Here is a 20,374-nt window from a genome sequence, read left to right as displayed (position 1 = left end):
AATCCTAACAAACCGTATCTTGCAGGCCGCTCCAGTGCAAGCGAAGCTTTTCGTGAATGCTACTTACCGATATTGCTGCCACACCATTTATACCTTCTAGGCCGAGTTTTTTCTAGATATCTTTATGTTTTGCACCACGTGAGTGTTGCACTCTTGAAAGCCAAGATTTTGTAATTGCGATTTCAGTTTTGGAGTGGTTGTTATCCAGCAGCAGGAGCATGATTAAACTAATCTAATTCCTTGTGCATTTACGTAAGGGTCTAATTTGTTGACTGCTGTAGCAGAGGGTTCTCCATTGGGCATAGCTGCCGCATGAGTGAAAACAACTGCCAACATTGCGATGGCAAAAAAGATCAGAAGGAAGGCAAAGACGAACATGCTAAAACTATACGCAACCAAGTGCAGCGATGTTACTTTATAACATAACAAATGCGTTTGTCATTTTGACGTAATTTGAAAAATGACATTGTTTTACAATGCGTTATGAGGGCATCGTTACCTCTAAGTTATCCGCCTTCATGTGACGAAACCGTCTATAACGTGGACTGAATCGCACCGGCTTTGCTAGACACTATTGAGCCGTTGGTGGACTGAGGCGCAAACAGCAAGCTCTGCTTAGCCACCGGCCTTTGGTCGTCACTGGCTTGGTGAGTGACTGGGTCTTGAGCGACTTCATTGAACAGCAACTCCGTCATTCATCTGCTTGGACCACATGGTGGAGCGCTGCCTTGCTTGATTTGAAAAGAGTCGAAAACTGTGGAACAACTGCGAGCAGTGGTTGAACACCACCTTGCAGTTCGTTCATTGGGCCTATCTCGATTCACCTCTCCGAAGATCGTAAACACGCTCACAAAAGCAAGGTGCGCCCGACCAGGCATCGGGCGCCAAGCCTTTTCGATCCATAACCCGGGGAACCAGGAATTCTCTCCACCGTTCCCTGAAGGAATCTACTTGGTGCATGTAGGCAAGGTGGCTTTGCACATCCACTCCAGCGAGTCGCTCGCCGGCCAGAACCAAGTTCAAACCCGGAGAAAGCCAAGACCAATGCTCCACAAACGCTGACTGGGCTTGGCGCGCATCTTCGAAGCTCTTCAGCTCAGCACGCAATTCCTGCTCTTGCTGTAATGCCCTAACGACAAAGCTCGCTGGCCAGACTGCGGGCAGGTGGACAGGAATGTCCGGATGCTTTGCATACCAAGTTTGGGCGAGCTCTTGCTCATGCGCTTCGCTCTCCTGCTGCACATCTCGAATTTTCACAATCGAGGACAGCCTTGAAGGCATTGGAGAATGCATTTGGGCGCCCTGCACAATGGCCGCGGGAACGACGAAGGTCAGCGCGAGCCAAATGCCCAGAGCGGAGAGCATACTGGCTGCGCCGGAAATGGGTGCATAAGACAGCAAGCCTCCAATAACAACCCATATGAAGGTGAAAACAGCCAGGGACCATAGCCAACCCAGTGCGGCACTCGGGCTTGAACCGGGGTCCAAAGCGAATGCAGGCAGGGTGGATACAAAGGCCACCATCCAAAGCGCAATAAATCGCCAAGCAAGCGCTGCGCGCATTAAACCGCCTATACCTTGGCTAGATTGCACGCGAAGAAGACTGAGCCGGCCCTGTTCGCGCTCTTCTTGCATCAGTCCCGCACAAAGAATCAGTGCAACGAGGGGCAGCAGCAAGGCTGTCATCGCAGGAATACCCGGCAAGCTTGCCACACTGAGCAGAGGATTCTTGATAGGGCCCGGCTCCCGTGCGTCGACCTGGCTATTTTCAAGAGAAACCTTTAACTCTGAGGGCAACCTGCGGAGGCTCTGAACGCCAAGAACTAGCCCATCTTTCACCGGCATTCGGGTTGAGCCCAATTCTCCGCGCCCAGCTTGATAGGTGGCGGTCGCCAACGCAGGCCCCGAAGCACCGGCTTTGTGCGCCGACTCAATCACAGCATCCAACCTCTGCGCGCGAAGCGACTCATCGTTTGCAGCGGCAGCTCGCCATGCTCTTGCGTCCAGGCCCGCGGAAATGGACGTAAACATTGATACGAGCAGCAGCGCAGCCAGGCACACCCACATTGAGGGCTGCCGCGCAAATTTACTTGCTTCTGCACGCCAGTAGTGCACTTCAAACAGGGAATTCATGGATTGAGCCTCCGCGCGCTGAGCCAAAGGCAACCAGCAACTGCTGTGAACCACGCCAGCAGTTGCGCCCAAGCCAGAGCGCTCGCTTCGATGGCAAATCCAGTCCCCGGCGCCTGGTAGCGCCATTCGGGAATAGCCTGCCACTGCGCATTGCCAGCATATTTATCTTCGAACGATGTCACTCCCTTGGTTGAGGCAAGGTCCCACTCGTCCATCCTGGTGGTGAACTTTTCGCGATAGGCCTCTGCAGCCATCTCAAAATGCTGTCGGTGCGCCAAATCCGTGCCCGCCATCGCGGTGCTGATAGTTCCCATCGGTCCGTAGGGACTGATGAAGCTCATCCAGTTAAGCAGCTTCTGTTGGTGGAATTGCGCGGACCATAGCCGCTTGAAATGCAGTTGATGGACTTTGGTCGAATAGCTGTCTCGGTAGAGTCGGCGCTTGGCGTTCGCACCGAAGGGCAAGTCCTCAAGCCTTGACACGCCGTTGTCCACCATAAGTTTTGCGTCAAAGGCTTTCATGCGGTCAGCGGCTGAGCCATCACCCGGCAGGCCATTTTGGATGTCATGGCCAATGCCTTGCCAGAAGGCCGTACCGGTTGGCAACGGGGCCCAACGATCGACCACTGATGCGGAGATCCGTGGAACGAGAAAGACCCAGGCGACCCACAGAGCAGTTAGAACAAGCAGCGCCATCCGTGAACTATTGCAGTGCACGGAGACAAGTACCGTTGCGCCTACCCAAATGATGTAGTAGGCAAGGAGCGCTAGACCCAAAGCAGCAAGAGCACCACCGTAGTGCTCATTCGAAAGCATCCAGGTGCTCACCAGGCTGATTGGCAAGAGGACGATAAAAAGAGCCAGCGTTATGCCAATCCATTTGCCAACCAGCAACGAGCGGCCGTCCATCCCGCAAGCGTGCAGCATTCTCAAGGTGCCAGATTCACGCTCTTGGGTGATGGTGCTGTGCCCCAGCACCGCAATGAGCAGCGGGACCAACACCAGCAACACAAATGCGGGAGTGAATGGCCCCAAGCCGATGGAAGGCGTGGCATCCGCTGCGGGCGAGAAAAGAGCCATGTTGCGCTTGTGCGGCTCTAACCACATCGCTTGTCCAACATAGCTATCGACACCAGGGTCTACGCTGGACAGCAAGGACTGGGGCTTGAAAGCGTACATGCCGAAGTGGGCAGCGCGGTGCGGGTTCTTGTCTCCTTGGTTATCCCATTGCTGGCGGGCAACTCTCTCGACTTGAGAGCGTTCTCGTTCGGCGGCGTTACGTTGAATGGAAGCCGTGGTCAGCATCGCCACAAACAGCAGAACCAGGACGAGACCCAGTGTCCAGAGCCGCCCATCCCGTAGCAACGAGCGAGCCTCCTTCAGAGCAATGGAAGCCATCATGAGACAGCCACCTCCATACGCCTTGCGCCTGCGTGTTCAAGGTAGATGCGCTCCAGCATGTAATGGTCGACACGTTTCGCGTCGAACTCAGATACAAGCTGTCCTTCGCGCAAAATGCCAATACGGTCCGCCACCTGGAGGACGTTGTGCAGATCATGCGTTGCCATGAGGATGGCCATGCCTGCGTGTTTGGCCACTAACACGCTTTGAGCGAACTCATTGGCGGCAGCCGGGTCAAGTCCAGAGGTGGGCTCGTCCAGCAGCATGGCGTGGGCATGCCGTGCTGTGGCGATGGCAAGGCCTACCTTCTGGCGCATGCCCTTCGAATATCCAGCAACTTTGCGGTCATGGGCATCTGCGGCCAAACCAGAACTCATCAATAGTTCATGTGCTCCGTCTTTGGTCAATGGCAACTTGGAAATCATGCAGAAATAGCGCAAGTTCTCTACCCCTGACAGGTAGGGATAGAGTGCAACATTTTCTGGAAGGTACGCCAGCCTGGAGCGAGCGTCTTGTGAATGCACCGAAGCGTTGATGCCATCCACCAAAGCCTGACCAGAGAATGCTTTGACGAAGCCCAAAAAGGCGTTCAAGGTGGTTGTCTTGCCAGCTCCATTGCCTCCCAGCAATGCGTAGACCGTGCCTGACGCTATGCCTAGATTCAAGTTCTTGAGAGTGGTTCTGCTGTCGCGTTGGATAGTGAGGTCGCGAGCCTCAAGAATGAGGTTGTTGGACATCAGAAAAAGTAGCGGACAGTCGCGCCAAACGTAGTGCGAGGGACAGACGAGACCATCAGACCAGCAGCGCTGCCATAGGCAATCTCGGTTCCATAGCGGTGAGGCTGGAATGATGCATACAGCGAAAATTGTGTTTGGCCCAGGGCGTAGGTGCCGCGCAAGTCGTACCGGGTATACATCGGCATGGTCCGCTCCTGCGTCGTGGGCGTTCCAACGTAATACGGGATATCCGATATCAGATAGGCATCGGCATTCAGCGTAAGCTGCCCTGAGCCCCAACGGAGTTTGTGCTGCGCTCCAGCCTTAAGTTGCGTGGCCGGGATAGAAAGCTTGGCACCTGCATTGGCAGCAGGGTTGTTCACCTTGGCCATCAGAATCTTGCCGATGCTGGCATACATGCTTGTTGACGGACTTACCCGCCAACGTGCGTCAAGCTCATAGCCCTTTCGCGTGGTATCCCCGACAGATTTGAAGGAGCCGTCTGCCTGGCTGACAATTTCATCGGTGTTCAAGATGTAGTAAGCGGCGCCAGACAAGGTCCAACCATCAGCGGGGGCCGCCGTGAATCCCAAATCGTAAGAACGTACCTTGCTGGGTGCCACATGGCTGATGACACCCCCCGCCGCGCCAAGCGGCCCGGTTGATCCACTGCTGCTGATTTGTTCCGCCGCTGGTGAGCGCATACCTTCGGCGACGTTGGCAAACAGCTCCAGCTTGGGCAGCACTGACCACGATGCTCCAAGCTTGGGTGTGAAGCTCCCCTTGTTGTACGAGGTACTGGCCGCAGGCAGCTTGAGATTGTCGATGTCGTAATCAAATCGGTCATAGCGCGCGCCGGCGCTCAGCTTCAGCGTCTCCGTAGCTTTCCATTGACCTTGCGCGAAAACTCCGTAGGTGAGCAAGTCCAAAGACTGTGCGTTCACATAGTTCGCCGTCGGAATCCGATTGACGTACATCTGGCGGTAAGCGTCACCCCGGTCTTTGCGCAGCTCGGCACCCAATGCCAATGCGGCATGGTCAAACGTGGCGTTGTTCAACAGGCGCACGCCATAGATATCACGGTTGTCAACACCTACTGTGTGGGTCGTGGCGTTGGAGGTAATTCCTCGTGTCCGTTCGAAGTCCTCGGCATAGGCTGTTGCATACCATCCGTCCTCACCATACGCGGGCGCGCGATTGAAGACGATGCTGGTGCGGCGTGCATTGCCAAAGCCCGGATTGTTAGCCTGGGTCGAGCGCGGGTCCAGCCCTGCCTCGATTTGAGGAAGGAGGAGATAGCCCGAGGCAGTGAAGTCAGCCACATAACGGGTTAAACGAAGACTGTAGAGGGCCCCATCATGTTTGGTGGAAAGCTTCCACGAGAAGCTGTCTCGGTCCGTCGACGAGTCGTAGCGATAGCCGTCGTTGCGGTACACATCGGCCAGGAACAAAGAGTCGATGTCCGAGAAGCTGTTGGACAGGAGCAGCGTCGAACGACGCATACCGTATCGCTCCGCACTCACGCTGATGCTCGAAGGGGTGGCGCTGCCGCCGTTCTTGGTTCGAATCCCGACTGCCCCTGCACGATTTTGGTCACCATAGAGCGCCGAGATAGGTCCTTTGATGACATCGATGCCATCAATCAGGTCGGGGTGCAGCCACTCCAAGAAAACTGGCCCGTGGCCCGCGCCGCCTTGGCTGGATGGAATGTTTTGTGGGACGCCATCGACATAGACTGCAGTGTCGGCACCATGGGTTCCTTGTGTGGCAAATCCGCGCATCCGAAATCCGTTGCCAGTCTCGCCCTGGTCAATATTGTTGGCAAGCACCCCCGGCACCCGGCGGAACACGTTGGAGATGTCGCGCCCTACGTTTGTGCTGGCGATATCGTCTGGTGTCAGCTCTTGCACCGTGGTTGGCAAGGCGGTTGCCTTCAGCGAGACTGCTGCACGGTCTCCCAGCGCGCGCCTGGCTGAGCCGGCGCTTTCAAGCACTTCCACGGACGGAAGTGTGACTTCGGCTGTAGCGCCTTGGGACACGGAAGAATCGGAAGCGCTTTGTTCAGAAGTCTGCGCATGGACGCCAGGAAGGAGCGAAACCGCCAGTGCAACAGCGCTGAGCTTCGCAGTGGGCCAGCGCCGCTTCGTGTTCAAAAGGCCGAGGGGATAGAAGGAAGACATAAAACTTGGAGAAGGTTCTTGTGAAAACGCATACGACCACGTGACAGGCGCACTAAGGCCTGCCCACATGAGCACATAGTGAAAGACCGGGTTTAGAACACACCGTCCCGACACGGCTGGACCGCCCATCGCCAAATCTTTTCATGGAATGAGAAGGCGGTACCTTGCTCATTGCGAGCTGGAGATTCAAACGGCAGCTAGAGAGGCAGCGCGGGAATGCCGTCTGACTGATTCAGGCCGTAGGTGGGCCACGCGGATGAGCCGCAAGTGGGCTGTGCGCAGAGGGCAACCCTGCCCACAGCAGCACTGGTGGAGGACTGGCTTCAGCATGCGCGCAGAACTGAAAAAAGACGGGCAAAGCCTCCAAGTGGCTCGCATGGAACATGCACCATAGGCATGAATCCTTCGTGCTTTCTTCGTGGCTTGATGCAGCTCCGTCCAAGTTGGAGACGGCTGACTCAATCCCCTGGGCTATCGTAGTCGCCTTGCCTATGGGCTCACTGGCATGCTGTACTTGGTGCAACGGCCACGCGAGCAAGACACAAGCCATGATGGTGGCAAGTATCCAGCGTGAAGCAGATTGGCTAAGCGCAAGCATGTTTGACCAATTGATAATGAATTATCATTATTACACCTTTAGAGCGCATCTGGTTCATCAAGGCCTATCGTCGCTCCCGCCTTCCATGATGCGGCTATGGCTAAGCTGAGCTAACACCGGCTAGCTCGTGCAACACAAAGAGCAGATATCACGCAACTATCCCTACCGTGACCAGCACAGCCCGCGTTCAGCTAGCTCTGGTAACGCAGGTGAATAAGGGGATAAGGGCGCCCCTGTGAATCCACCGGCGAGCGTCCAGTTTCAACGAACCCCATCCGTTGATAGAAGCCAACCGCTTGGGAGTTCTGCATGTTGACGTCTGTGCGCAATACCCCGTGCAGCGCCACTTCAGAAAAGACCCATCTACGCGAACCTGTATGAATAAACAGTAAAATTTCGACCTTGATTGTTTTCACAAAGGTCTAGAAATGTCCGGAGAGCTCGAACAAGAAGCTGCCTCAGTCTTCGAAGACCGCTATTGGCATCACAACGGCTGGGAGGCCCGCGTCATCAAGAATGAAGATGACGATGGCTGGGCCGTCGCAATGACCCAGGACGGCCAAGTTGAGCCAAGCCTGGTCGGCCCATGGACCATGGGCCGCGACAAGAAAAGCCCCAAGCCACTTGACGTTTCTGCCTTCAACACACTGGTAAAGACTGCCCACGAAGTCATGCGTCGGCATGAGCAGCACCTGGCAGCGCAGTTGCACAAGGACATCCAGATCGAGGTGAACGGATCGCGCGTGACCATCTCTCTCGATATTGAGCCCGATGAGGACAATCCCTCCGCGACCCTCACCGCCACTGCAGGGAACGGCAGCGAGTTGGCCAAGGTTCGGGTCAGGCCGGACCACAGCCTCACCCGAGCGTCTGCGCAACGTTGGGCAGATGCAGGCTATCCGCGTCCTGCCGAGGACTGAGCTTCAGGCCACGCCGGCTCGCGCGGCAGCGCGCGGCTGCAATGGGTCGGCCGCGCCAATTCATGGGCCGCATTAGCAGACTTCTAGGAGTTCCCTGGATCACCGCCGGCGACTCACCTGAAACCCGTCGCTGGGCCGGCTTGAGCCGTGGTGCTCGGATGTCCGCTATGCGATTGTGACCGATGGCTCACGATGCGGGCATGCGTGGGAACAACCGCTGCAATTCCCACTTATTGACGAGCGGTCGCATCAAGCCAATACAAGTCAGCCGCGCACAAGTCAGTCGCGCCCTTGCGCCAAAGGGGGCTTCTTGGTTTTTGCCAAAAATCAGCTGCGGTTTTCATCTTTCGCTTCGCAAGGTGTCTTTGATACTGGCCACTGCCCAAGCCGTAGCAAGGATGGCGAAACCGTCGCCGATATCCTCGCTCGTCCTGGGAATTTTCAGTGTCCGCCGCCGTATTGATCCCGGATGAAGACGGGCAGATCGTTGGCCGTTGGCATAAAGGGCACCTGGTACATCAGGTCGCCGACAAAGCCGCGGTGGTAGCTGCCGTGATTGACGATGTGCAGCACGATTTGCTCACGGGTCATGGCGCCTTGCCCACCGCCAATGAATTCAAAATGGACGACTTTCGTGAGGTCGTCATCCAACCATGTGTCGACCAGATCGATATACCAGCGATCCATTTCCTGCACGGCTTCCCATAAAGCGCCCGCGGTGGGCGTGTGCTCGGTATTGCGCGCAGTGTAGCCATGCTTCTTGCCTTGCAGATGGTGTCTGAAGATATCGTCCACCACATACACATGGTTCAAGGTGTGCATCATGCTGCCAAATCGCGTTGGCCTTTGGCGCAGGGCCTCACCCTCGGGTAGCTCCAGGACATCCTTGAACGTCAGGCCATTCGCCCAACGCTTGTAGCGCACCAGCATTTTCAAGGTGTTGATCGCCGAGGCGGATGGTGTGGCGCTATCGCAGGCGCGGTTGGGGGTGGTTGCACCCTGTGTGGTTGTCGGCATGTTTGAACTCATCCTATGTTGTTAAAGGCCACGCAATACCCCCTCTATATGGGTGCGTGTTTCGCCGCCTACCCAGACCTGATTGGCAGCGTCGCGGGTCAGGTAAATGCGACCTTGTCGGCCCAGGCAGGTGCCTTGAGCGGCGATGTAGTCGCCATGGGCGACCCCGGTTGCGAACAGCCATTGCGCAAACGAGGCATTGAGGCTTCCGGTAACCGGGTCTTCGACGATGGCTCCCAGATGGTCTGTGAAGAAGGCCCGAACTTCGAAACCAGCATCACCGCCATGGGTGTGCGGGCCAATCACGCCGATATCGACGCGGGTGTGCCATCGCCTGGCGGGGTCGAGTGACAGCACTTTCTCCGCTGACATCAACCTGATTCCCAGCCACCCTGGGCCATTATCGATCCAGGCGGCGTCCAGAATGTCGCTGGCGTCAATGCCAAGCAATTGCCGCGCTTCGTCCAACTCGGATGGGGTTGGCGGGCCAGAGCGGATCAGCGCTGGCGCAGCGAATGCAAGCCGCCCTCGATCGCGCCGGATCTGGACCAGACCTGCACCGCACTCCTGGACGATCGTCGCTTTGTGTTCAAGGCGGCTATCGGTGGACAACCAGACGTGACAGCTTCCGAGGGTCGGGTGCCCTGCAAAAGGCATCTCCCTGTCCAAGCTGAAAATTCTGACCCGGTAGTCCGCCCCCGGATGCGTGGGGGCGAACACAAATGCCGTTTCAGAAAGATTGAGCCATTGCGTCAGCCGCTGCATGTCGTGTGTGCTCAGCGTATCGGCACCGGTGACGACAGCCAGCGGATTGCCAGAAAGCGCGCCTGTGCCGAAAACGTCAACCATATGGATAGCGATGGTCATGGTGGGGGTCCTGTACGTGGTAACAAAGGGGGGAAGGAGCGGTGCAGGGGCCAGGGCTTCAACTGCGCACAGCCAGCAGCTTTAACCCCGCGACTGCAAACACCGCCGAGAGCAGGCCTTCGATCCATCGCCGCAACCGCGCATACAGGGCAATCATCGAGGCGGTGGAGAAGACGACGGCATAGCCGCCGAACACCCCCATCCCGAGGAGCACACAGCCCCCCACAACCACCGCTACCTCTTGGGCAGGGGTGTTGTGGCGGACGCCCAGCGAAATGATGGCGACCCAGGACAGGATGGCCTTGGGATTGCCGATGTGCATGAGAACGCCCTGCCGGTAGCGCGAGCGATAGCGTAGCGCCCTGCCTGGCACGCTCAGCCCAGCGGTGTTGTGGCTCTGCTGCATGGCCGATTTGCCTGCGCGGAAGGCCAGCCAGAGCAGATAGAGACCGCCAGCGATTTTGAGGGCGACAAGCGCCTGTGCATAGGCGGTCAATACGGCAGAAACGCCGGTGGCTGCCAGGATCGCCCAGAAAAGCGAGCCGGTGACGACACCCGCCGCCAATGCGAGCGCGGGGCGGCGTCCGTCACGCATCGCCGTGCCCATGATGGCCATATTGCTCGGCCCAGGGCTGGCCGTGGCGATGAGATAGGTGCCGTAGACAAGTGCGAACTGGCTGGCGGTCATGAAGGCGTGCTCCAGAAATTATGTTGCGCGAGCTGCGCTAGGGAGGCTCTGCATCACCCTCGCCAAATGGGATGGATGCGGATCGGGATGAGGCGCAAGGCGTCTTTTGCAGTCAATAGCGAGCTATTGACAAGGAAGACAACGCAGCGGATCGCCCAAGCCCACGTTCAGCCCACGGCAGGGCGTTTTGCAGAGCCTCCCTAAGGCTGCAGGTCTGCGCGATGGACGATATGAACCTTGTTGCCATCGGGGTCCCGCAGGTAAGCGCCGTAATAGCCGTCGCCGTAGCGCGGGCGGGGCCCTGGCGCGCCGTCATCGCGGCCGCCATGCGCCAGTCCATCGGCATAGGCAGTGTTCACGGCCGCTATCGATGGAGCAAGAAAGGCCACCATGCTGCCGTTGCCAGCGGTTGCCGGTTCGCCGTTGAAGGGGCGGTAGACATAAAAGCGCGGCAAGCTGGCAGGTGTGGCAACCCAGCACAGCGCTTCAGGCCCGCCATCGGGCGAGACGATTCTGCGCTTCAATCCAAGCGGTGTGAGCAGCGCATCGTAAAAGCGACCCGCTCGCCCAAGCTCGCTGGCGCCGACAGTAATGTGGCTCAACATACCCGTCTCCATCCCTTCCCCGCATCGCGGTCAGGCGCTTTTCACAAGGGGAAACTGCGTTCCAGAAGCACCGGCATGAACGTTACACTATTGAAGTATTTAAATAGTGTAACGAGACACTTATATTTCTGAGGCCGCGAGCGTGCTCCTTCCATCACCCTGGATTCCCCATCTGGCCAGCACAGGCGCGAACGTGGCCGAACGGCTGTCGCTGGCTTTGGCCGGCGACATCATCGAAGGCCGGCTGGCGGGAGGCGATCGTCTGCCCGCGCACCGGGATCTGGCCAAGACATTGCAGATCGGCCTGGGCACGGTGACCAAGGCTTATGCCATCCTGGAGCGCCGAGGCCTGACGCGCAGCGTCAAAGGGCGGGGAACCTTTGTGGCCATCCTCCAGGCCCATGGCAGTCGGCAGATCGATCTTTCAGCCAATGCGCCGCCGGCAGTGCTGGGCGCGCGGCTTTTGGCGCGAACCTTGACAGGGATCGCGCGCAAGATCGATGCAGATCACTTCAATCTGTATGCGCCCCCCGGTGGGCATCTTGAACACCGTCGCGTGCTCGCGCGCTGGCTGGGTACGCTCGGCCTGGGGGTGGAGCCGTCGCAGCTGGTGCTGACCAGCGGTGCCCGCCAGGCATTGGCCTTGGCTTTTGATCTGGTGTGCGGGCGGCACGGGGTGATTCTGACGGAGCGGATCACCTATCCCGGTGCTATCGCGCTGGCCCGGCGCAAAGGGTACCGGATTCAAGGGGTCGAGATCGATTCCGAGGGGATGGTGCCGCAGGCGCTCGCCGGTGCACTCGCAGGCATCAAGGCCATCAAGGGCATAGAAGGGACAGCGGTTTACCTCACCCCAACGCTGCACAATCCGACGACCGCCACCATGGGGGTTGCACGAAGGCAGGCCATTGCGCAGATCTGTCGCCAAGCGGGTGCCTGGATCATTGAAGATGGGGTGTATGCTGCCTCACCTCCAGGGTTGCCCCAGCTGGCGACACTCGCGCCCGAGATCGCCCTGCACGTGAACGGACTGTCCAAGTCGCTGGGCCCGGGTCTGCAGATGGGTATGCTGGCGCTGCCCCCCAGTCTGTGCGATGCCGCGCAGGACTTGCTGCGTGAGCTGCCCATGGCCCCGTCCGCCCTGTCGTGCGCCGTGGTCGATGACTGGCTGGCCACTGGTGTGATTGCTTCGATCCAACAAGACCTCCGCCATGAGGCCCGGCGACGGTCCCAACTGGCCGCCTCATTCCTGGGGACACGCGGTCTCGTCTGGCACCCTGATGCCTATCACGCCTGGCTGCCGATGAACCGCGATGCCGCCGATGGCGTCGCGTCCGCCGCCATGGACCTGGGGGTGAAGCTGACCCCGCCGCAAAGCACCATGGTCAGGCCTGCTGATAGTGCGAGCGGCCTGCGAATCTGCCTGGGCGGCGCCAGCTGGGAAGCGCTGAATGAAGCTTTGGCCATGTTGGCAAGCTTGCTCAAGGAGCGGGCCTGACGCTAGGCGAGCACAAGGCCCGTGGCCGCTTCACCATCGGGACCGGAGATCGGACGCAGTTCCTCAACATGGCCAACGCCAATACGCGGTCAAACCAGGCTATTTCTCCAGGTCGCAAGCTGTGCAGGTGTCGCCGTCGCGCCGCCGCAAACGATCACGAGTGGCGCTCTAAAGCTGCCAAGCAGGTCCGCTCTGGCATCGTAGATCGCGGCCAACGACGCACCGCAGGCGGGCTCTACCAAAATGCGGTGATCAAGCAGAAAGCGTTCACATGCTTCGATGGCTTTCAAGTCGCTCACTTGGCCGCAGCGAATATCGTGCGTCGCAGTGGCCTGGAAAGCGTTGTTGCAGACTTGTTTAGCACCCAGCGAAGTCGCAATGCTGGTAATGGCGGGAAGCGCCACCAGCTTGCCTGCGGTGACTGCTTGATTCAAAGAGTCAGCGCCGTAGGTCTCCATCGCAATCACGGGCGTCGATAGCCCGTGGCGCTTGAGGCCCTCAACGACACCAGACAGAAGGCCGCCACCGCCCACCGACAACACGATGGCATCGAAACCCACCCCAGACTTGACTATCTCGTCCACCATCGTCGAGTGCCCACGCCAGAGCCCTTCTTCATCGAATGGGTGGATGAACGCCGTTTCATCATCGAGGCGAGACAGTGCCAGCTCATTCGCCTCTTGCCAGGACGATCCATACACCACCACCGCAGCACCTTCTTGCTCGATGAGTTCCTTGGCGCGGCTCGTGGTGGTCTCCGGCACAAACACGGTCACGGGAATGCCCAACTGCCGGCCGCTATAAGCCACCGCAATTCCAGCGTTGCCACCCGAGGAAGAGATGAAGCGCTTCTTGCCCTGGCGCGCATGTTCGTCACAGACCATTCCCACCCCTCGGAGCTTGAATGAACCGCATGGCTGGAGCGCATCGAGCTTGAGCCATATTTCCTTCTCGCTCAGCAAACTCAGCGGTTGGGAACGGACGAGAGGCGTTTCAATATGGAGAGGCATTTTTTGGCACCAATGAGAGAGGGTTTTTTGCGTTGGGATCTTGGAGGCGAGCGAGTTCGCCGTGTTCATCTGCTAGCCGGTATATGGAGACGGATGTTCACCAAAGCCTGCAGTGTGGGTTGGAGATGATAGGGCTTTGTTGCCCGAATCCAGAAGAGACCGTGACAGCCCCCACGCCATGGCAGGCGCCGCCGCCCTACTCACTTATGCAGCCTATGCCACCTTCTGCGATGGCTTGCCCTTCGCTGCCGAAAGTCGAACGCCAAGCCTGCAGCACCCTCTGCAAAACTCCCTGCCATGGCCTGAAAGCGGGCTCGGGCGATCGGCGTCCATCCCATGGGGTGATCTTCCGCACTCTGCCGCACAAGATGCCGCCATTAAGTCGGCCGCCCTGCCCCGTGCTTTTTTCAGCCAAAGCTTATTTATAGTTCGGGAGGCTGCTACACAAGACTTTAAGATCCGAACCATCTATGACACGCCTGCTCATCATCGAAGACAACCCCGAGTTGGTGGCCAACCTCTACGATTTTTTCGAGCCACTAGGCTATGTACTGGAAGATGCGCGCGATGGCGCCACGGGCCTGCGTATGGCAACGCAAAACGATTACGACGTCATCTTGTTGGATCTGATGCTGCCGCGCCTGGATGGCATGGCGCTGTGCCACAAACTCCGCCAGGAGTTTCAGAATCCCGTTCCGGTGCTGATGCTGACCGCGCGCGATCCGGTCGATGACCGCGTGCAAGGCTTTGCGCTGGGGGCGGACGATTATCTGGTCAAACCCTTTTCACTGAAAGAGCTCGACGCACGCATCAAGGCCTTGGTGCGCCGGGCCCAAGGCCGACAAGTGCAAGGCGCGCTGGTCTGGGAAGATCTGCGGGTGGAAGCCCTGGCGCCACAGGCATCGCGACAGGGCCAGGCTATCCGGCTGACACCAACCACCCATAAATTGCTGCTATGTCTGATGCGCGCCGCACCTGCAGTCGTCAAAAAGCAGGCCATGGAATACCTGCTCTGGGGCGATGATCCGCCCGAAAGCGGTGCCTTGCGCACGCACATCCATGACTTGCGCCAGCAGATTGACAAAAATTTCACATGCGCGCTCATAGAAACGGTGCATGGCATCGGTTGGCGCCTGCGTGAACCCGGGGTGGTTGTGCCGGAATAATCTCGCAAAGAACAGAACAAGCCTCATGAAATCCATCTACCAGCGGATGACTCTCAGGACGCGCATTACGGTCTCGTTCGTGCTGCTGATGGTGGCCGTCATGGGGATCGTGGTCGTGGCGGAGCAACTTGACTACGACGAGCTGAGAGCGCATGTGGCCTCCCAAAGTCTGCACAACGAGCTGCCTCGGCTACAGGCCGATATTGCCCAAGGCATCCCCCCCACCGCGCCTGAAGGCCAGCAGCTCTATGACGCCAAGACCGTGCCCGATGCGCTGCGCCAATACGCGCCAGGCTTCCACAGCTTGAAAGAACCCCGAAACTGGCACCTGCTGGTGTTTGAGATCAACGACCAGCGCTACTACCTCCTCCAAAATGGTGGGAACCACGCGTATCTGGAATACATGATTGACGGTTTCGGGCCGCTGGTCATCTTGCTGTGTGTGCTGGGCGCGTTTTGGATCGGGAGACTGACGTCGGCACGCGTTACCGCCCCCATTACCCGCTTGGCGCGAGCCGTTGAGCGCAAGCAAAAGCCCTTCCCCTTCCAGGATGCGCATGATGAAATCGGCGTGCTGGCGCGCGCCTTTGCGCAGCACAGCGATGAGCTCGAACAGTTCCTGCAGCGCGAACAGTGCTTTGTCGGAGATGCCAGCCATGAATTGCGCACGCCGCTGGCCATCATTGCCGGTGCGGCGGAAACCATCGTGCACCAATTGCCTGCAGAAAGCCACCTGGTTCCAAGTGCAGAGCGCATCGTGCGCACCACGCAGGAAATGCAACGCCAGCTGACGTGTCTGTTGCTGCTCTCACGCGATCCACACACCTTGGCCCGGGCCGATGTGCCTTTGCGTCCCTTGATCGAGGAATGCATTACACGATGCCAACCCTGGCTGGCCAAAAAAACGGTGGCCGTGGTTCTGGATGCGCCGCAAAACACCCACGCGCATACCAACGCCGAACTGGCGCGCAGCGTGATCTGGAATCTGCTGCGCAACGCCTGCCAATACACGGAAGCAGGCGAAGTGCGCATCGCCCTCTACGACACCATGCTGGTCATCTCTGACTCCGGACCGGGCCTGCCGTCCAGCATCGATCCGCAGCAATTTCAGCGCTTTTCAGCCAGCGCACGCCTCAGTGGTGAAGGGCTTGGCTTGTCCATCGTGCAACGCATCGTGGAGCACCTGAACTGGCACATGGCGGTCGAAAGCTCGGAAAAAGGTTGCCGCTTTATGCTGAACATGCGCCCCGCAGCCTAGGGACCCGCTGTAAAACTCCCGTCCCTTCCCTGGTCTGAACGCGGAGGTCTCAGAACGCAAGCCAGGCGCAAGGTGGCGCCGTTGGCGCACCGCTTGCGCGAGGGCTTAGGCTGTCCTGGTACCTGCCTCTCGCGGATAGACCACCCGGAATCGCTCGCATGCGAGCAGCATGTCTTGGCTGAACCTGCGGCCTGAGCTTTCGCATTCGCGTGTGAAGAAGTCGACATGGACTTTGCGCCAGTAGTCAAGGGAGCCATCCCCTTCTCCTTCCGTAGCCGCAAACTCCTCGGACACGGCACTGAACGGCATGACATCGACTTGCACGGTTTCGATGATGCACAGAGGGATGTCATTGGCATCAGTTACCACGCTCAAGTCGCCGGGCTTGGGTACGCCTTTGCCGCTCGACTCGTAGGACCAGACGGATCCGGCAGTGGCGCACTTAATGCCCGCCAGCACGAGTTGGCCGAGTTCATCGGCCATAGACGGCGAGTCCCCGAAGCCAAACGCTTCGTAGAATCTTTCGTCTTGGATTCCGCCTTCCTCCAAAGAGAATGCAGACCACATAGTCAGAACGTGTGAGGGGATGGTCATGGTGCTAGCCGCAATAGCTGCGGATATTCTGGACACTGATTTTAAAAACGGACGCCTGTCTGAACATCCAAGTATAGATATGCCCGCGACACCCGGCGATCCTCAACTCGGCAGCCAATCGCTGACCAGCAGGCAAGGACAGGGCTATCCCGCGGCAAGTCTCAGACTGCCATCAAGCTGTTTTTGAACCGATGACCGCTTTGGGGAACCAGGGGCTCCCCGTCGTTCTCTTGGTGACTGCCTAAGGCTGCCTATGCCTGCGTCTGCCCGGTCAATCCGGGTTTTTCATAAAGTGAAACCGCATCAAGGTCCGCTCGCGCGCCCTGGCGTGGTCCACCACCGGCTGCGGGTAATCGCGCCCCAGCTGCAAACCGCAGGCCTGCTGCTCCAGCGGCTTCATCGCGGCCGGAAAGTGGATATACCGGTCGGGCACCTTGGCCAGCTCGGGCAGGTAGCGGCGAATGAACTTGCCGTCCGTGTCAAAGCGCTCGGACTGGGTGATGGGGTTGAAGATGCGAAACCAAGGCTGGGCGTCGCAGCCTGTAGATGCCGCCCACTGCCAGCCGCCGTTGTTGGATGACAGGTCATAGTCGTTGAGGTGCTGGGCAAAAAACCGCTCACCCGCCCGCCAGTCAATGCCCAGGTCCTTGGTCAAGAAGCTGGCCACCACCATGCGCAGGCGGTTGTGCATATAGCCGGTCTGCAGCAACTGGCGCATGGCAGCATCCACCAGCGGGTAGCCGGTGCGGGCCTCGCACCAGGCCTGCCACAGCTCGGGGGCGTCGTCCCACTGCACCCGGTCGTAGATAGGGCGGAACGACTGGGTCACCACCTGCGGGTGCTGCCAAAGAATCATCGCGTAGAAGTCACGCCAGGCCAGCTCGGACAGCCAGGTCTGCGCGCCCTCGCAACCAGTGCGCGCCTGTGCCACCGCCAGGCCCGCCAGCTGGCGGATGGACACCGTACCAAAACGCAAATGCACCGACAGGTAAGAGACACCTTTGACCGCCGGAAAATCCCGCGCGTCTTGGTAGCCCGCCATGCGCGGCAAAAAATCTTTGAGCAATTGCTGAGCGCCCTGGCTGCCGGTCGGGATCTTGAGCGATGCCAGATTGCTGGGCCTAAAGCCCAGAGCGGCCAGCGACGGTATTGCCTCGCCCGCTGGCAGCGCCGCCAAATGCCGGGCATAACGCGCTACCGGGTAGGCCTTGCACTGGAAGGCATCGAGCTTTTGCAGCCAGGCGCGCTTGTAGGGGGTGAACACGCTGTAGGGCTGGCCTTGCTGGGTCAGCACCTCGTCGCGGTCCAGCAGCACCTGGTCCTTGTAATCGCTAAAGGCAATGCCAGCCGCTTGCAGATCGCCGGCCACCCGCGCATCCCGGGCGATGGCCTCGGGCTCGTAGTCGCGGTTGGTCAACACCTCTTGCACACCCAGCGCCCGCGCCAGTTGCACCACCTCTTGCGCAGCCGAGCCATGGCGCACCAGCAGCCCCGAGCCTGGCGCACCACGGTCCGCCGCCAGCTGGCGCAAGTCTTCGTCCAGTGCCAGCACGCTGGCATGGATAAAGTCCAGCCGCCTGTCCTCTCGGGTAGGCAGCAGATCCAGGATGTCGGTGTCAAAAACGAAGACGCAGTACACCTGCTCAAAGCGGTGCAAGGCATGGTAGAGAGCGGCATGGTCGTCGCAGCGCAAATCGCGGCGTATCCATACCAGGGCGCGGCTGGCCATGGTGGAGGGGTTCCTGTTCTAACTTTTTCTGGATGCCCGAGGCATGGGTGGAAATGGCCAAGCCATCGCAGACCGCCTCCGGTGCGCCATTGTGCCTCGCCGTGGCAGCGCAGAGTGCCAGAGAAGGTCCCGTCATCTCGCCTCCGCTGCCGTTCGCGTTCACCGCATCACCAAGCCCCCATCCACCAGCAACACCTGCCCCGTCATAAACCGGCTCAGGTCCGATGCCAAAAACAGCACCGGGCCGGCCACATCCTCGGGGCTGGCCAGGCGGCGCAGCGGGGTGGCGGCCATCAGTGATTCGCGGAAGGATTCGCGGGTTTGCGCGCTGCCCTGCGTGGGGTAGACCAGGCCCGGGGCGACGCAGTTGACCCGTATGCCAAAGGGCCCCAGCTCGCTGGCCAGGTTGCGGCTAAAGCCCACCAGCGAGGCCTTGGCCGTGCTGTAGTCGTGGTACGCAACGACAGGGTGATCCACCAGATTGCTGCTGATATTGACGATGCTGCCCCGGGCGCGCTGGCGCATTTGGGGCAGCACCGCGCGGCAGACATGGAAGGCGCCGCCCACGGCCGCATCGAACTGCGCCTGGTAGTCGCTCCAGGCCAGCGCATCCAGTGGCTGTCGGCGCTCGGGGTCAAAGGCATAGGGGCACAAGGCGTTGTTCACGACGATGTCGATGGGCCCGGCCTCTTGCGCAATGGCCTGGGCCATGGCGTCCACCGCTGCCGGGTTGCCCACGTCGGCCTGCACCGCCCAGGCATTGCCGCCAGCGGCCTGGCAGGCGGCGACGGTCTGGGCGGCTGCTGCCTCGTTGGCCAGGTAGTTCACCGCCACCGTGGCGCCTTCGCGGGCAAAGGCCTGGGCAATGGCGGCACCTATGCCCCGGCTGGCGCCCGTTACCAGCACCACCTTGCCGCGCAGATTCAAAGCACTGCTCTCCACCATCTCAGGCCCCTGGCAGCCAACGGCTGTCCACCACATCGGCCACCTGGATGGGCTGCTGCACCATGCCCAGCGCATGGTAGGCATCAGCGCCCTTTTGCAGCGCAGCCAGGTCAAAACTGCCCAGCGGCGCAACCTTGCCCTGCACCCGCAAGGTCGGCTGGGCGGAGGCATTGCGCAGGCCGATCACATCGAGGTTGATATCGCGCTGGGTGCCATCGATGGCGCGCTTGGTGGCCAAGGTCGCAGCCTCCTCGGGCTGGGCCATCATCCAGGCCGCGCTGTCGCGGTAGCCGCGCAAAAAGGCCTGGAGCAGTGCCGGTTGCTGCTCCAGCATCTGCCGGCGCACCACAAACATATCGCTGGACATATTCAGGTAGTCGCGCACGGGCATCACCTGCACCTCGCCCATGCCCTTGCGCAGACCTACGGCCAGGCCGGTGTCGGTGGCGGCGGTTGCATCGACCTGGCCCTGCATCAGCGGTGCAAAGTTCAACAGGCCGGTCACCACAATGCGCACATCCGATTCCTTGAGGCCTGCCTGGTGCAGCATCACCAGCAGGTTCTGGCGCGTTCCGCTGGCCAGGCTATAGACGCCAATGGTCTTGCCCTTCAGATCCGCCGGTGTACGGATGCCGCTGGAGCGCAGCGAGACGACATTGAACACGTTTTGCGGGTAGATATCATAGATGGCGACCAGCTTCTCGCCCTTGTCCAGCGCCATAAAGAACGAGCCCGGATCGGTAAAGGCCACATCGCCCTGGCCGCTCAGGATATTGCGGATCGCGTCACCGCCCCCTGCGCCAGGCAGGTAAGTCAGGTCCACCCCTTGGGCCTTGAAAAAGCCCTTGTCCGGCTCGGCCAGGATATTGGTGATTTCGCTGATCGGCTTGCTCCAGCCGGCCAAGCGGATTTTGCCGCTGACGGGACTTGCAGCGCCCGCAGCCATGCCGCTGCCCGCCAGCCCCAGCCCCAGCAGGCTGGCAGACGCGCCCAGCCAGCGGCGGCGCGATACGGGATAGGTCAGAAAAGGTGCAGACATCAGCGGTCCCT

17 protein-coding genes and 2 pseudogenes are annotated in these 20,374 nt (G+C 59.5%); 5 read left to right on the top strand and 14 right to left on the bottom strand.

Features of this window, described 5'->3' with window-relative positions; translation table 11 throughout:
* Nucleotides 1-739: 739 nt before the first annotated feature.
* A pseudogene (locus M2375_RS03820) lies at nucleotides 740-841 on the top strand (IS5/IS1182 family transposase); the annotation flags it as partial.
* Here the strand turns inward: M2375_RS03820 and M2375_RS03815 are convergent.
* The 5 genes and pseudogenes from M2375_RS03815 to M2375_RS03795 form a co-directional block, all read right to left on the bottom strand.
* On the bottom strand, nucleotides 811-2,133 hold the full coding sequence (locus tag M2375_RS03815) for a DUF3526 domain-containing protein (RefSeq protein ID WP_259164061.1): 1,323 nt from the start codon (nucleotides 2,131-2,133) through the stop codon (nucleotides 811-813). The pseudogene M2375_RS03820 and the gene M2375_RS03815 overlap by 31 nt on opposite strands.
* Nucleotides 2,130-3,533, bottom strand: coding sequence for a DUF3526 domain-containing protein (locus M2375_RS03810; RefSeq protein WP_259164060.1), 1,404 nt, complete (start codon nucleotides 3,531-3,533; stop codon nucleotides 2,130-2,132). The genes M2375_RS03815 and M2375_RS03810 overlap by 4 nt, the downstream gene beginning before the upstream one ends.
* Complete coding sequence (locus M2375_RS03805; RefSeq protein WP_259164058.1) at nucleotides 3,530-4,270, bottom strand: ABC transporter ATP-binding protein; 741 nt, start codon at nucleotides 4,268-4,270, stop codon at nucleotides 3,530-3,532. Before M2375_RS03805 ends, M2375_RS03810 begins: the two co-directional genes overlap by 4 nt.
* Nucleotides 4,270-6,429, bottom strand: a complete 2,160-nt coding sequence (locus M2375_RS03800; RefSeq protein WP_259164057.1) for a TonB-dependent receptor — start codon at nucleotides 6,427-6,429, stop codon at nucleotides 4,270-4,272. Before M2375_RS03800 ends, M2375_RS03805 begins: the two co-directional genes overlap by 1 nt.
* A 789-nt stretch (nucleotides 6,430-7,218) precedes the next feature.
* Nucleotides 7,219-7,374: pseudogene (locus tag M2375_RS03795) on the bottom strand (GNAT family N-acetyltransferase); the annotation flags it as partial.
* 81 nt (nucleotides 7,375-7,455) lie between these two features.
* On the opposite strand from M2375_RS03795, the gene M2375_RS03790 reads away from it, so the two are divergent.
* Nucleotides 7,456-7,947 (top strand): hypothetical protein, encoded by a 492-nt coding sequence (locus M2375_RS03790; RefSeq protein ID WP_259164056.1) that lies wholly within the window; start codon nucleotides 7,456-7,458, stop codon nucleotides 7,945-7,947.
* Nucleotides 7,948-8,388: 441 nt separating this feature from the next.
* Here M2375_RS03790 and M2375_RS03785 read toward each other — a convergent pair whose 3' ends face one another.
* The 4 genes from M2375_RS03785 to M2375_RS03770 all read right to left on the bottom strand — a co-directional run bounded on the left by M2375_RS03785 (nucleotide 8,389) and on the right by M2375_RS03770 (nucleotide 11,124).
* Nucleotides 8,389-8,877, bottom strand: coding sequence for a DinB family protein (locus M2375_RS03785; RefSeq protein WP_259164766.1), 489 nt, complete (start codon nucleotides 8,875-8,877; stop codon nucleotides 8,389-8,391).
* Between the two features lie 108 nt (nucleotides 8,878-8,985).
* Nucleotides 8,986-9,831, bottom strand: a complete 846-nt coding sequence (locus tag M2375_RS03780) for a PhzF family phenazine biosynthesis protein (protein WP_259164055.1) — start codon at nucleotides 9,829-9,831, stop codon at nucleotides 8,986-8,988.
* A gap of 58 nt (nucleotides 9,832-9,889) precedes the next feature.
* Nucleotides 9,890-10,519, bottom strand: a complete 630-nt coding sequence (locus tag M2375_RS03775) for a LysE family translocator (protein ID WP_259164054.1) — start codon at nucleotides 10,517-10,519, stop codon at nucleotides 9,890-9,892.
* A 200-nt stretch (nucleotides 10,520-10,719) separates the two neighbouring features.
* Nucleotides 10,720-11,124, bottom strand: a complete 405-nt coding sequence (locus M2375_RS03770; protein ID WP_259164053.1) for a VOC family protein — start codon at nucleotides 11,122-11,124, stop codon at nucleotides 10,720-10,722.
* Between the two features lie 142 nt (nucleotides 11,125-11,266).
* Here M2375_RS03770 and M2375_RS03765 point away from each other — a divergent pair, with 142 nt between their 5' ends.
* Nucleotides 11,267-12,622: a PLP-dependent aminotransferase family protein gene (locus tag M2375_RS03765; protein ID WP_259164052.1), complete on the top strand. Its 1,356-nt coding sequence runs from the start codon at nucleotides 11,267-11,269 to the stop codon at nucleotides 12,620-12,622.
* Nucleotides 12,623-12,711: 89 nt separating this feature from the next.
* Here M2375_RS03765 and M2375_RS03760 read toward each other — a convergent pair whose 3' ends face one another.
* Entirely contained in the window at nucleotides 12,712-13,632 is a 921-nt protein-coding gene (locus M2375_RS03760) for a pyridoxal-phosphate dependent enzyme (protein ID WP_259164765.1), read from the bottom strand.
* A gap of 470 nt (nucleotides 13,633-14,102) precedes the next feature.
* On the opposite strand from M2375_RS03760, the gene M2375_RS03755 reads away from it, so the two are divergent.
* Together M2375_RS03755 and M2375_RS03750 are read left to right on the top strand one after the other, a co-directional pair.
* On the top strand, nucleotides 14,103-14,798 hold the full coding sequence (locus M2375_RS03755) for a response regulator transcription factor (RefSeq protein WP_259164051.1): 696 nt from the start codon (nucleotides 14,103-14,105) through the stop codon (nucleotides 14,796-14,798).
* Complete coding sequence (locus tag M2375_RS03750) at nucleotides 14,749-16,056, top strand: HAMP domain-containing sensor histidine kinase (protein ID WP_259164050.1); 1,308 nt, start codon at nucleotides 14,749-14,751, stop codon at nucleotides 16,054-16,056. Before M2375_RS03755 ends, M2375_RS03750 begins: the two co-directional genes overlap by 50 nt.
* 105 nt (nucleotides 16,057-16,161) lie before the next feature.
* Here the strand turns inward: M2375_RS03750 and M2375_RS03745 are convergent, their stop codons facing one another.
* From M2375_RS03745 to M2375_RS03730, 4 genes are all read right to left on the bottom strand, one after another.
* Entirely contained in the window at nucleotides 16,162-16,539 is a 378-nt protein-coding gene (locus tag M2375_RS03745; protein WP_259164048.1) for an ASCH domain-containing protein, read from the bottom strand.
* Between the two features lie 382 nt (nucleotides 16,540-16,921).
* Nucleotides 16,922-18,379, bottom strand: coding sequence for a deoxyribodipyrimidine photo-lyase (locus M2375_RS03740; RefSeq protein WP_259164047.1), 1,458 nt, complete (start codon nucleotides 18,377-18,379; stop codon nucleotides 16,922-16,924).
* A gap of 159 nt (nucleotides 18,380-18,538) precedes the next feature.
* Nucleotides 18,539-19,324, bottom strand: a complete 786-nt coding sequence (locus tag M2375_RS03735) for an SDR family oxidoreductase (RefSeq protein WP_259164046.1) — start codon at nucleotides 19,322-19,324, stop codon at nucleotides 18,539-18,541.
* Between the two features lies 1 nt (nucleotide 19,325).
* Nucleotides 19,326-20,363, bottom strand: a complete 1,038-nt coding sequence (locus M2375_RS03730; RefSeq protein WP_259164045.1) for an ABC transporter substrate-binding protein — start codon at nucleotides 20,361-20,363, stop codon at nucleotides 19,326-19,328.
* Nucleotides 20,364-20,374: the final 11 nt, after the last annotated feature.

It is taken from the genome of Comamonas sp. BIGb0152 (assembly GCF_024809975.1).
Classification (GTDB): domain Bacteria; phylum Pseudomonadota; class Gammaproteobacteria; order Burkholderiales; family Burkholderiaceae_C; genus Comamonas.
The sequence above is the reverse complement of the archived record's forward strand: the minus strand, read 5'-3'. Positions and strand labels throughout refer to the sequence as shown.

What these genes read in the sequence shown, in the direction of transcription:
- M2375_RS03790 (WP_259164056.1), top strand. Translation starts at nt 7,456, where the DNA reads ATGTCCGGAGAGCTCGAACAAGAAGCTGCCTCAGTCTTCGAAGACCGC.
- M2375_RS03800 (WP_259164057.1), bottom strand. Translation starts at nt 6,429, where the DNA reads ATGTCTTCCTTCTATCCCCTCGGCCTTTTGAACACGAAGCGGCGCTGG.
- M2375_RS03735 (WP_259164046.1), bottom strand. Translation starts at nt 19,324, where the DNA reads ATGGTGGAGAGCAGTGCTTTGAATCTGCGCGGCAAGGTGGTGCTGGTA.
- M2375_RS03745 (WP_259164048.1), bottom strand. Translation starts at nt 16,539, where the DNA reads ATGGCCGATGAACTCGGCCAACTCGTGCTGGCGGGCATTAAGTGCGCC.
- M2375_RS03760 (WP_259164765.1), bottom strand. Translation starts at nt 13,632, where the DNA reads ATGCCTCTCCATATTGAAACGCCTCTCGTCCGTTCCCAACCGCTGAGT.
- M2375_RS03770 (WP_259164053.1), bottom strand. Translation starts at nt 11,124, where the DNA reads ATGTTGAGCCACATTACTGTCGGCGCCAGCGAGCTTGGGCGAGCGGGT.
- M2375_RS03805 (WP_259164058.1), bottom strand. Translation starts at nt 4,270, where the DNA reads ATGTCCAACAACCTCATTCTTGAGGCTCGCGACCTCACTATCCAACGC.
- M2375_RS03815 (WP_259164061.1), bottom strand. Translation starts at nt 2,133, where the DNA reads ATGAATTCCCTGTTTGAAGTGCACTACTGGCGTGCAGAAGCAAGTAAA.
- M2375_RS03755 (WP_259164051.1), top strand. Translation starts at nt 14,103, where the DNA reads ATGACACGCCTGCTCATCATCGAAGACAACCCCGAGTTGGTGGCCAAC.
- M2375_RS03740 (WP_259164047.1), bottom strand. Translation starts at nt 18,379, where the DNA reads ATGGCCAGCCGCGCCCTGGTATGGATACGCCGCGATTTGCGCTGCGAC.
- M2375_RS03750 (WP_259164050.1), top strand. Translation starts at nt 14,749, where the DNA reads ATGGCATCGGTTGGCGCCTGCGTGAACCCGGGGTGGTTGTGCCGGAAT.
- M2375_RS03780 (WP_259164055.1), bottom strand. Translation starts at nt 9,831, where the DNA reads ATGACCATCGCTATCCATATGGTTGACGTTTTCGGCACAGGCGCGCTT.
- M2375_RS03775 (WP_259164054.1), bottom strand. Translation starts at nt 10,519, where the DNA reads ATGACCGCCAGCCAGTTCGCACTTGTCTACGGCACCTATCTCATCGCC.
- M2375_RS03730 (WP_259164045.1), bottom strand. Translation starts at nt 20,363, where the DNA reads ATGTCTGCACCTTTTCTGACCTATCCCGTATCGCGCCGCCGCTGGCTG.
- M2375_RS03810 (WP_259164060.1), bottom strand. Translation starts at nt 3,533, where the DNA reads ATGATGGCTTCCATTGCTCTGAAGGAGGCTCGCTCGTTGCTACGGGAT.
- M2375_RS03785 (WP_259164766.1), bottom strand. Translation starts at nt 8,877, where the DNA reads ATGCTGGTGCGCTACAAGCGTTGGGCGAATGGCCTGACGTTCAAGGAT.